This window comes from Comamonas suwonensis, from assembly GCF_012844455.2.
Lineage (GTDB): Bacteria > Pseudomonadota > Gammaproteobacteria > Burkholderiales > Burkholderiaceae_C > Comamonas > Comamonas suwonensis.
Window position 1 is genome coordinate 80,054 of record NZ_JABBCQ020000013.1, and the last position, 10,758, is coordinate 90,811.

Sequence of the window (10,758 nt, forward strand, 5' to 3'; positions counted from 1 at the left end):
TATGAGCAACGCTGGTACGAGGCACAGCGTAAAGAGGCCGCGTAATCTGAGTGCTAAGAACTCCACAAAATTGTCGGCACAGTCACATAGACCAACTGAGCCCGCTAGCATCCGAACAACTTCGAAATGGACGTTGAAATATGTCTACTGAACTGGGTGAAGACCATTTCACAGCTGACCGCTTCAGGCTAAAGTGACTTACTCATATGGTTAGGAGAGGGGTTGGGTATGTCCGACGTAAGCGAACTTGTGAATGACAGTCAGGTGTACAGAACCTTGCTGGAGTCAACCAAGGCGATTCCTTGGAAGATTGATTGGGTCTCGAAGAAATTCGTCTATATCGGCCCTCAAATCGAAGCATTGCTGGGCTGGAGCCCTGAAAGTTGGGTGGGCGTAGAAGACTGGGCTATGCGCATGCATCCAGAAGACCGCGAATATGTGGTGAATTTCTGCGTGACTCAATCCCAAGCAGGCGTGGACCATGAGGCAGACTACCGGGCGCTGACCAAGGACAACGGCTATGTGTGGATTCGCGATGTTGTGCACGTAGTGCGCAATGGCGGGGGGGAGGTAGAAGCGCTGATCGGCTTCATGTTTGATATCAGCGAGCGCAAGAAGACCGAGGACCAGTTGCTGAGCTTGCAGAAAGAGCTGGAGGTACTTTCTTTCAAGGACGGTTTGACGAGTATCGCCAACCGCCGTCGCTTTGATAGCAGTTTCGAGTTGGAGTGGGAGCGTGCGCGCCGCGAAGGCCAGCCACTGTCTCTGATGTTGTTCGATGTCGATTTTTTCAAGCAGTACAACGATTTGTACGGCCATATTCAAGGCGACAAATGTTTGATAGCGATTGCTCAGACGCTGAGTTTGGCATTGGATGGCCCTCGCGATCTTGTGGCCCGCTATGGAGGCGAAGAGTTTGCAGTGTTGCTGCCCGAAGCCGATGCCGAGGTGGCGCGTAAAGTTGCTGACCGCTGCCAACGGTTGATTAAGAAGAAGTCCATCGTGCATGCACTGTCACCACATGACCACCGCGTCACGGTCAGTATAGGTGTGGGCTCGGTGGTGCCGGGTGCCCTGGAAAAGTCTACAGACTTCATCAAAGCCGTGGACCTGCAGCTATATGCGGCTAAACACAATGGACGGCACCGCATTGAATATGTGCAATTGGATGGGGTGGCGTGTACATCTGCAGTTAAAAGTGGAGAAGCACAAACTACTACCAGTCATTCGTAGAGTACCTGTAAGTGTCTAATTAAGGTCGATTACTGCTATAGACGCTGCTGGGCCTTGCGGGTGATCTTGCTGGTGATCTTGCGGTAATCCCATGGTGCGATAGGCACTAAGTTGTGTCACGCTCTAGCTATGGGTGCGACAGCCTCTTGCTCGGCCAACTCATATTGATCGCGCTTCTTAGGGGAGACTGCTCCCGCGAGTAGGCTCGATACCACCAGGCCATGCCTTGAGTGACCATGACCAAGCCTGCATCAAGAGTCCCAGGCCCCAAGTCCGTGCAGTAGCAGCCCAGCCTGAGTAGACCTGCCGCTTGTACCGGTCTGTCTTTGCGCAGCCACAGCTCCGCCTCTTATGAAACTCCAGCTCGGTCATTGTTCTCTGAATGGCTGTTTGCGCTCAGGGTGTCGTGGCCTGAGATTCCGGCGAGGAGGTTGAAGTGGGTGGCTGCGAACATAGCTTCAGGCTGTTCGGACAGAAAAAAGCCCGCAGTGCGGGCTAAGCTTCAATTCAAAATAGACGCATAAGTTGTTGAATTCAACTGCGCGCAATTGGTTGAGTTTGTTCGGTTTTAAGACCGTTTCTAATCGCAAAAATCAACCAAGTATGGTGTGTGAAGGTGTCTGCAAAAGCCACCGGTTCGTCATCCTGAACCGGGGGTTCAGGTGGGCAAGGGCAACCTATCGTTGGGTTCATCTGACGCGAGACGATCACGCTCAATAGGTGATGTACCAAGCCCGTGCTCGTTGAGCATTGGTTCAAGGAAATATAAAAACCGGCAGATTTGCAGACAGTTCTATTTTAACGGGAATTAGGTGTCATGCATAAGTCATGACAGCTTTGTTTCAGAGTTTGCATGACTTATGAAATGTTCAAAGTAGTCTGGTGTCGCTCTCAAGCGCTTGATCAAGCCTTAGAACCAGTTGCTCTGCAAGCGTCTGCTGGCGCTGCAGCTCGGCCTGGGCGGCTTCGCTGACTTCAGGAGTAGGGGCTTGCTCTTGTGCCAGAGACTGCATTTCAGCATGTACATTGACCATGTGAGCCTGCTGGGCATCGCGGTCCAGAACGTCAAAAGCCATGTTCAGAGCGGCCAAGACCGCTACGCGATCGCGGGAACGAACCTTGCCGCTGTCGCGAATGCGGGTCATGGCATCGTCGACTCGACGAGCGGCCTCCTGTACGCGTTCTTCTTGACCATCGGGGCAGGTCAGCACGTAGCTTTGCTGCATGATTTGCACATCGATCTGCTTCATGGGCGTCAGTGGCGGGTCTGGTGATGGGGGTGACGAAGGGTCACTCTCCCTGGTTGGCGGGCAGGCGTTCGATCAGGGCATCGACGCGTGCGCGTGCTGCCTGCAGTCGCAGACGCAGCAAATCGCGCTCATGCGTAAGAGCGGAGACCTGATCGGTGAGCAGGGTGTTGGTGCGCTGCAGTTCCTCGTGGCGCACCAGCAGACGCTCTACACGCTCGGCAATGAGATCAAGTGAAGGCTGGGTGGTCATAGACACTGCCATTGTAGGTCTTGCAGTCTTTGGATGGGCATTAATGTGCGGGCAAATTGAGTCGTTTGCTCCATGGCGGGCATCTGCTTGAGCGCACTAGTCAGGAACCTGCAAATTTCTCTCAAAAATAGTAGCGCGGTTGGCAGGATCTGTGTGCCTCAAAGACATTTTTAACGTAAACAATCGTCACACAACTCGTTCAAATGAGGGATTTGCGCAGTGCAGCGCTCATTACAATACGCAGCTGTTGGTGCTCGAGGCTGCTTTTCTGTGGCCTCAGTTCAACGGGAAGCAGGGAGGTGCTGGCCAGAAATACTGGCACACCGGGCCTGCGCTGCCCCCGCAACGGTCGGCGAATGGAATGCCTTTGCACTCCGCCTTTTCCATCAAAGCCACTGGCGCTTGCGCGCTGGGAAGGCTGGCTAAAGGACGATTCGCCTAGCCCGGATACCGGCCAACGGCGGTGTGCCTGCATTGTGTGCAGGCATGTATTGCTCACTGTCGGCGGGTAGGCTGGCGTGGGCGCTTCATTGCTGATTTTTCATGTTCAGAATTTACTCGTCCACGCGTAGCGTGGCGCCATTTGCCTGCACTCGTGTGGCAGCTGCCGCTGTGTTTTTTTCGGCTTCTTTTTCTGGTTTGAATGTCTATGCACAGACGGCCGGTGCGCGTCAGTTGGGCGTGACTGTGGTCACAGGTAGCCGCGCAGAAGCCGCGTTGGAGAATCTGGCAGCAGATGTGACGGTGATCGACGCCAAGAAGATCGAGCGTGCGGCTGGCAGCAGCCTGCCTGAGCTGCTTCAGCGCGAAGCGGGCCTGCAGATGAGCAGCAACGGTGGCTTGGGCAAAGAAGCCAGTGTCTTTACGCGTGGCACAGAGAGTCGCCACACCATTTTGCTGGTGGATGGCGTGCGTTATGGCTCGGCAACCAGTGGGGGGCCTTCTTGGAGCAATATCCCCCTAGCTTCCATTGAGCGTATTGAAGTGATCAAGGGACCCGCTTCGTCCTTGTATGGCAGCGATGCCGTGGGCGGTGTGGTGCAGATTTTCACCAAAAAGGGTGTGGGCGCAAAGCCTTTCAATCCCTATGCCAGCGTGACGCTTGGGAGTGAGCACCATGCGCAGGCTGCTGCTGGCCTGAATGGATCCCAGCAAGGTTGGAACTATTCGCTGAATGCGCAGCGCACAACAGAGCGCGGCTTTTCATCCACCAACCCCAAGGTGCCTTACGGCAACTTCAATCCGGATCGGGACCCTTTCCGCCAAAGTTCGCTCAATGCCTCTCTGGGCTACGAGATCAACTCCAACTGGCGGGTTGACGGCAGCATGCTGTACTCGGAAGGTGTCAATCACTTCGATGATGGTTTGGGTGCTGACACGCGCAGCGCCTTGCGCAGCCAGGTGAGCACCGCATCCGTCACAGGACGGATTGCGAAGGACTGGAAATCCAAGTTCACCGTCAGCCACTCGCGTGATGAAAGCAATGCCATCGCGTCTGCCAACGCATACAACCTGCCCGGTCTCTTTGCCACGTCTCAGCGTCAGTATCAGTGGCAAAACGATATTGCAACCCCTGTCGGTCTGGTTGTCGCGGGCTTGGAGCGTCTGGAGCAGGAAGTCAGCAGCAGCACCAAATACTCGGTGACCGAGCGGTCAGTGAACTCTGGCTTTGTCGGCCTGACGGGCGATAAGGCAGGGCATAGCTGGCAGGCCAATCTGCGCAGAGACGACAACTCTCAGTTCGGCAGCAAAAATACCTGGGGTGTTGGCTATGGCCTGCAACTGACTTCCCAATGGCGGGTACATGCTTCTCACGGAACCAGCTTTGTGGCACCTACTTTCAACCAGCTGTACTGGCCCAACTACGGGTCGCCGGATCTGAAGCCGGAGCAGGGACGCAATACCGATGTGGGCGTGACGTGGAGCGAGGGTGGACACTCAGTGAAGCTGGTTCACTTTGACAACCGTATACGTGGCTACATTACGGGCTCTATCAAGCCTGAGAACATTCCCCGCAGCCGCATCAAAGGCTGGACCCTGGGGTACAGCGGCCAGTTCATGGGCTGGAACCTGCGTGCTGACTACGATCAGCTTGATCCGCGCAACAGCCTGACCGGAACGCAGCTGCCACGCCGTGCGCGCCATGTGACGCGTCTGGCGCTGGACAAGGACTTGGGCGCCTGGACCTTGGGCGCTTCTGCCCAGTCGGTGGGCAAGCGCTATGACGATGTAAAGAATACGCCAGAGAAGTTGATGGGCCAGTACACCTCGGTGGATCTGTATGCCAGCTACCGCCTGGACAAGGACTGGTCGCTGTCGGCTCGCATCGCTAACCTCACGGACAAGGACTACACCACGGCCTACGGCTACAACACCCGCGGCCGGGCTGGTTATCTGACCCTGCTGTGGCAGCCACGTTAAGCCGTGGTGAAGGCCCGCAAGATGTTGGCAATGACTGAAACCACTCGCTGCCCCGCCATCCTGATCAGTGCCCCGGCCTCCGGGCAAGGCAAGACGACTGTGACGGCGGCCCTGGCGCGGCTGCATGCGCGCCAGGGCCGTAAGGTGCGCGTGTTCAAGTGCGGGCCGGATTTTCTGGATCCTTACTGGCATGGGCTGGCCAGTGGGGCACCCGTGCATTCGGTGGATTTGTGGATGACCGGCGAGGCCGATGTACGCCAGCGCTTGCATGAGGCGGCCCAGGAGGCCGATCTCATTCTGGTCGAGGGCGTGATGGGCCTGTTTGACGGTAACTTCAGCGCGGCTGATCTGGCGCAGTTGCTGGGTTTGCCCGTGCTGGCGGTGGTCGATGCATCGGCCATGGCAGGCACGTTTGGTGCACTGGCTTATGGCCTGCAGCATTACCAACCCAGCCTGCGCTGGGCAGGCATGCTGGCCAACCGCGTGGCCACGGCCCACCATGCCGACATGCTCCAGCAAGGTTTGCGCGACCCTTCGCTTTGGCTGGGTGCCATGCCGGGCGTGCAATTGGGTGAGAACGCCCCCAAGGCGCGCACGGCTGCACTGCTGCCCGAGCGGCATCTGGGCCTGATTGCGGCCCATGAACTGAGCGATGCCATGCAGCGACTGGATGCCGCTGCGGATGCGCTGGCGCAGACGCCGCTGGGCCAGCGCTTGTGGACTGCCGCAGAAGATGCGCCCAGCTGGCAAGACTGGTGCGTGGACTTTGCGCCGCCAGACATGGCAGCGGATGCTTCCATCGATCCGCCCCAGGTCCAGCCTTGGCTGGCCGGTCGTCGCATCGCCATTGCGCGGGATGCCGCTTTCTCGTTTATCTACCCCGCCAATCTCGACTGCCTGCGCGCCATGGGGGCTGAGCTGCGCTTTTTCTCGCCGCTGGCCGGTGATGCGCTGCCGACCTGCGATGCGCTGTGGTTGCCTGGCGGCTACCCGGAATTGCATGCGCAGGCGCTGCACGCCAATCAGGCGCTGCGCGAGGCTATGGCTGAGCATGTGGCCGAAGGCAAGCCCGTCTGGGCGGAGTGCGGCGGCATGCTGGCACTGTGCGAAGGCGTGACGGGGCTGGATGGCCACATTCAAGCCATGTGGGGGCTGTTGCCCGGGCAGGTCATCATGCAGAACCGGCTGGGCGGGCTGGGCATGCAGCAGCTGGTGCTGGATACGGGCTTGCTGCGCGGCCACACCTTTCACTACACAAGGCTGGAAACCACGATGCCGGTGAGCACGCGCAGCAGCCGCCCAGGCGCGGCGGTGCAACCCGATCGGGGCGAGGCGCTGTATGCGCATGGCAGCGTGCGGGCCAGCTACTTTCATGCCTGGTTTCCTTCCAACCCCGCTGCCGTGGCCGGGCTTTTTGGCGCAACAATTCAGGCCTGATTTTTCTGGTTTTTCATCATGAGCGTTGCAAGCACTCCCTCCATCGTCATGCCGCGTACGCAGTTCATTCTGGGCGGTCAAAAAAGCGGTAAGTCCCGCCGTGCAGAGCTGCTGGCACGCCAATGGCTGCAAAGCGGGGCGCAGCATCAGGCGGTGCTGGTGGCCACCGGTCAGGCCTGGGATGCCGAGATGACTGAGCGCATTGCCCGCCACCAGCGTGACCGTGCCGAGCGCGTGCCCGGCATGCAGACGCTGGAGGAGCCGCGTGAACTGGCGCAGGTGATTGCGCAGCACAGCCGCCCCGAGCGCCTGCTGGTGATTGACTGCCTGACGCTGTGGCTGACCAACTGGCTCATGCCGGTAGAGACTGAAAAATCTGAAGAAAAAACGTCTCTAGACCAAGACTGGCAGGCGCAGTTAGCTATGTTTTTGAAAGCATTGGATGACGCGCCTGGCCCCATCATCTTGGTGGGCAACGAGATTGGTCTGGGTGTGATTCCCATGGGCCGCGAAGTGCGTGCCTTTGTGGATGCACTGGGCGTGCTCAACCAGCAAGTGGCAGCGCATTGCGAAAGCGCCACGTTGATGTGCGCGGGTCTGCCGCTGGCGCTGAAAGGGCCGCAAGCATGAAGGCAATGGCGAAATTCATGGCTTGCGGGGCGCTGGCGGGCTGGCTGCTGGGCGCTGCGTTGCCGGTGTCTGCGCAGTCCGTGCAGATCACCGATGCGCGCGGCAGCAAGGTGCAGTTGCCCAAGTCGCCGCAGCGCATTGTCAGCCTGCTGCCGTCGCTGACCGAAAGCCTTTGCGCTTTAGGGGGCTGCGAGCGACTGGTGGGGGTGGACCGTTACTCCAACTGGCCGGCGCACACCAAGACCCTGCCCGTCGTGGGTGGCGGGCTGGATCCGAATATCGAAAGCATCGTGGCGCTCAAGCCTGATCTGGTGCTGGCATCCATGGCTTCGCGCTCCATCGGACGCATGGAAGCTCTGGGCCTGAAGGTCGTGGCGCTTGAGCCGCGCACCCATGCCGAAGCGCGTGTGGTGTTGCAAAAACTGGGGGGGCTGCTGAATCTGCCGCCAGCGCAAGGTGCGGACCGTGTCTGGTCCGGCATTGAAGCCAATATGGCCAAAGCCGCTGCCAGCGTGCCCGAGAAAATACGCGGCCAGCGCGTGTACTTTGAAGCCAGTCGCGGCCCGTTTGCGGCCGGTGAAAACTCTTTTATTGGCGAGACCTTGACGCAGTTGCATCTGCGCAATGTGATTGACGCCAAGCTGGGACCCTTTCCGCGCATCAATCCTGAATACGTGGTCAAGCTGGACCCCGACATCCTGATGGCGGGCGAGCGTGCCTGGAAAACCGGCGTGCCCGAGTATCCGGGCTGGTCGCAGATGCGTGCCGTCAAGCAGGGATCGATATGTGTCTTTACGCCTGAGCAGTCCGACATACTGGTGCGCCCCGGCCCGCGCATGGCCGAAGGCGCGCAGATCATCGCTCGCTGCCTGCAGCGGCTGGCGGGTACTGGTTCGGTACCGAGTGTCGGTGCGCAAGGCAAGGGCCAATGAGCGTGATCACGCGCAATCATTCACCGCAGACCGGGCTGGCCGCGCCCTGGCTTTTGCTGTGGCTGGCGCTGGCTGGCAGCTTGCTGGCGCTGCTGGGCGCAGGCATTGGCAGCACGGGCTTTGAGAGCGTGCTGAACGCCCGCCATGACCCGCTGGCCTGGCAAATCGTGATGGACATTCGCCTGCCGCGCACGGCTGCGGCCTTGCTGGCCGGTGGGCTGCTGGGGCTGGCGGGGGCGATTGCGCAGGGCGTGTTTCGCAATCCGCTGGCGGATCCGTATTTGCTGGGCAGTGCCTCGGGCGCATCGCTGGGCGTGGCGCTGGCCATGGCGGCGCTGGGCGTGTCGCCCTTTGCGTTGGCCGGACTGGCCCGCTGGGGCGTAACGGGCGCGGCCTTTGCCGGGGCCGTGGTTGCCGTGGTGCTGACGCTGGTGCTGGCCAAGGGCGTGCAAAACACCATGCGCCTGCTGCTGGCTGGCGTGGTGGTGGGAGTGGTGCTGGGCGCAGCTGCATCGCTGGTGCTCTTGATGAACCCCGACATCATGCAGGCCATGCAATCTTTCATGCTGGGCAGCACCGCCTTTGCGGGCTGGAATGCCTGCGCGCTGATGCTGTGGGTGCTGCTACCCACGCTGGCCCTGTCCTGGTGCCTGAGCCGCGTGCTCGATGGGCTGGCGCTGGGTGAATCGACTGCCCACAGCCTTGGCCTGCCGCTGGGCCCGCTGCGCCTGCTGCTGATTGTGCTGCTGGCGCTGGCCACCGGCACCGCCGTAGCGCAGACCGGGTTGATTGCTTTTGTGGGGCTGGCAGCTCCGCACCTGGTGCGATCCATGGTGAGGGCGCTGCACCGCTGGTTGCTGGTGCTCAGCAGCCTGATGGGCGCGGTGCTGCTGCTGGCCGCGGATTTGCTGGCACGCTGGCTGATTGCGCCGCAGGAGCTGCCTGTGGGCGTGCTCACCGCCGTGCTGGGCGGCAGCTATCTGCTGTGGCTGATGCACAGGCGCGGCACGCTGTCGGGAGGGGAGAGCGCATGAGCGATCACGCCACTCAAGCCGGGCTGGCGATGCACGCATTGACGGTGCAAGCCTTGAATGTGCAATTGGGCGAGCGCGAAGTGCTGCGCCAGCTCAGTCTGCAAATCCCCCGGGGCCGCTGGACAGCCATCGTCGGCCCCAACGGCGCGGGCAAATCCACCCTGCTGCGCGCCTTGGCGGGCATGCGTGCCAGCAACCAGAAGCAAAGCGGTGATGTATTTTTGCAAGGCCGCAAGCTGGCTGACTGGAATGGCCGCGAGCGCGCCAAGGCCCTGGCATGGCTGGGGCAAAACCAGCCCGTGTCGGCTGATATGGCGGTGTATGACGTGGTCATGCTGGGCCGCTTGCCGCATCAGGGCTGGCTGGCACCGGCATCTAGCGCTGACCGGCAGGCGGTAGAGCAGGCGCTGAAGCGCACCCATGCGTGGGACTGGCGCCAGCGCAGCATTGGCCAGTTGTCGGGGGGCGAGCGCCAGCGTGTGCTGCTGGCCCGCGCCTTGGCTGTGCAGGCCAGCACCTTGTTGATGGATGAGCCGCTGGCCAATCTCGACCCACCGCACCAGACCGACTGGATGCTGACGGCGCGCAGCCTGGTGCAGCAGGGCATGACCGTGGTCAGCGTGCTGCACGAGCTGTCGTTTGCCTTGCTGGCCGATGAAATCATCGTCATGCAGGCCGGGCAGGTTACCCATCAGGGCTCATGCAGCGACCCGGCCAGCCATGCCGCGCTGGAGGCGGTGTTCGAGCACCGCATCCAGGTGCGAGAGCTGGATGGTCTGTGGCTGGCCCTGCCGCGCCTGCGCTGAGAATTTTGAGTCTTTTTACCCTTTAGCCCTTGATAGACCAACGAGAGCAGCTATGCATATTGAAACGCCACCCACCGAAAAACCCTATGAAAAACCCGAGGGCGAGCGCCGCGGCCTGATCATCGTCAACACCGGCAACGGCAAGGGCAAAAGCACGGCAGCTTTTGGTCTGGCCTTTCGCGCCACGGGCCGGGGCAAGGCCGTCAAGGTCTATCAGTTCATGAAGGTGCCCACGGCCCGCTTTGGCGAGCACCGCCTGGCCGAGCAGGTGGGCCTGCCTATTGAAGGGCTGGGCGACGGCTTCAGCTGGAAGAGCAAGGACCTGGACCACTCCGCTCAGCTGGCACGCGATGGCTGGGAAAAAGCCAAGGCCGACATCCTTTCTGGCGAGCTGTTTCTGGTGGTGCTGGATGAAATCACCTACCCGCTGATCTACGGCTGGCTGCCGCTGCAAGACGTGCTGGACACGCTCAAGGCGCGTCCCAAGGATGTGCATGTCTGCCTGACAGGCCGCCGCTGCCCGCAGGAGATCATCGACATGGCCGACACCGTCACCGAGATGACGATGATCAAACACGCGTTTCAAGCGGGTATTCCCGCCCAACGAGGGATAGAGGACTAATCACCCCCTGTGGCGCTGCGCGCCTTCCCCCTCTCTGCTTCGCGGAGGGGGACGCAGCCCTCGCTGCGGGGCGGCCCTTGCTTGGCTGTTCTGACCGGGGTGGCGCCAGTTTTTCGCTGCTTGCGGGCCGGTACGTGGTAATC

At 60.4% G+C, this 10,758-nt stretch carries 10 protein-coding genes and 1 riboswitch; of the genes, 8 read left to right on the forward strand and 2 right to left on the reverse strand.

Annotated features, from left to right (window positions below):
* The first annotated feature begins 228 nt into the window (after positions 1-228).
* Positions 229-1,233 (forward strand): sensor domain-containing diguanylate cyclase, encoded by a 1,005-nt coding sequence (locus tag HF327_RS15185; RefSeq protein ID WP_198460975.1) that lies wholly within the window; start codon positions 229-231, stop codon positions 1,231-1,233.
* Positions 1,234-2,102: 869 nt separating this feature from the next.
* Here the strand turns inward: HF327_RS15185 and HF327_RS15190 are convergent.
* Both HF327_RS15190 and HF327_RS15195 read right to left on the reverse strand, forming a co-directional pair.
* A complete protein-coding gene (locus tag HF327_RS15190) occupies positions 2,103-2,483 on the reverse strand; it encodes a cell division protein ZapA (protein WP_198460977.1) in 381 nt (126 codons plus the stop codon).
* A 40-nt stretch (positions 2,484-2,523) separates the two neighbouring features.
* Positions 2,524-2,733, reverse strand: coding sequence for a DUF904 domain-containing protein (locus tag HF327_RS15195; RefSeq protein WP_198460978.1), 210 nt, complete (start codon positions 2,731-2,733; stop codon positions 2,524-2,526).
* Between the two features lie 231 nt (positions 2,734-2,964).
* Positions 2,965-3,206, forward strand: a riboswitch (cobalamin riboswitch).
* A 70-nt stretch (positions 3,207-3,276) separates the two neighbouring features.
* Here HF327_RS15195 and HF327_RS15200 point away from each other — a divergent pair.
* The 7 genes from HF327_RS15200 to cobO are packed head-to-tail and all read left to right on the forward strand — an operon-like array spanning position 3,277 to position 10,615.
* Positions 3,277-5,154: a TonB-dependent receptor domain-containing protein gene (locus HF327_RS15200; protein WP_328701856.1), complete on the forward strand. Its 1,878-nt coding sequence runs from the start codon at positions 3,277-3,279 to the stop codon at positions 5,152-5,154.
* 21 nt (positions 5,155-5,175) lie between these two features.
* The gene (locus tag HF327_RS15205) at positions 5,176-6,591 is read left to right on the forward strand and encodes a cobyrinate a,c-diamide synthase (protein ID WP_198460980.1); all 1,416 of its coding nucleotides are present in this window, start codon (positions 5,176-5,178) and stop codon (positions 6,589-6,591) included.
* A gap of 48 nt (positions 6,592-6,639) precedes the next feature.
* The gene (gene cobU / locus HF327_RS15210) at positions 6,640-7,221 is read left to right on the forward strand and encodes a bifunctional adenosylcobinamide kinase/adenosylcobinamide-phosphate guanylyltransferase (RefSeq protein ID WP_198461057.1); all 582 of its coding nucleotides are present in this window, start codon (positions 6,640-6,642) and stop codon (positions 7,219-7,221) included.
* Positions 7,218-8,153 carry an ABC transporter substrate-binding protein gene (locus tag HF327_RS15215; RefSeq protein ID WP_198460982.1) on the forward strand — a complete coding sequence of 312 codons (936 nt, stop codon included), beginning with the start codon at positions 7,218-7,220 and terminating at the stop codon, positions 8,151-8,153. The genes cobU and HF327_RS15215 overlap by 4 nt, the downstream gene beginning before the upstream one ends.
* Entirely contained in the window at positions 8,150-9,187 is a 1,038-nt protein-coding gene (locus HF327_RS15220; RefSeq protein WP_236024213.1) for a FecCD family ABC transporter permease, read from the forward strand. Before HF327_RS15215 ends, HF327_RS15220 begins: the two co-directional genes overlap by 4 nt.
* Positions 9,184-9,993 (forward strand): ABC transporter ATP-binding protein, encoded by an 810-nt coding sequence (locus HF327_RS15225; protein ID WP_198460984.1) that lies wholly within the window; start codon positions 9,184-9,186, stop codon positions 9,991-9,993. The genes HF327_RS15220 and HF327_RS15225 overlap by 4 nt, the downstream gene beginning before the upstream one ends.
* Positions 9,994-10,045: 52 nt before the next feature.
* A complete protein-coding gene (cobO, locus tag HF327_RS15230; RefSeq protein WP_198460986.1) occupies positions 10,046-10,615 on the forward strand; it encodes a cob(I)yrinic acid a,c-diamide adenosyltransferase in 570 nt (189 codons plus the stop codon).
* The last annotated feature ends 143 nt before the right edge of the window (positions 10,616-10,758 follow it).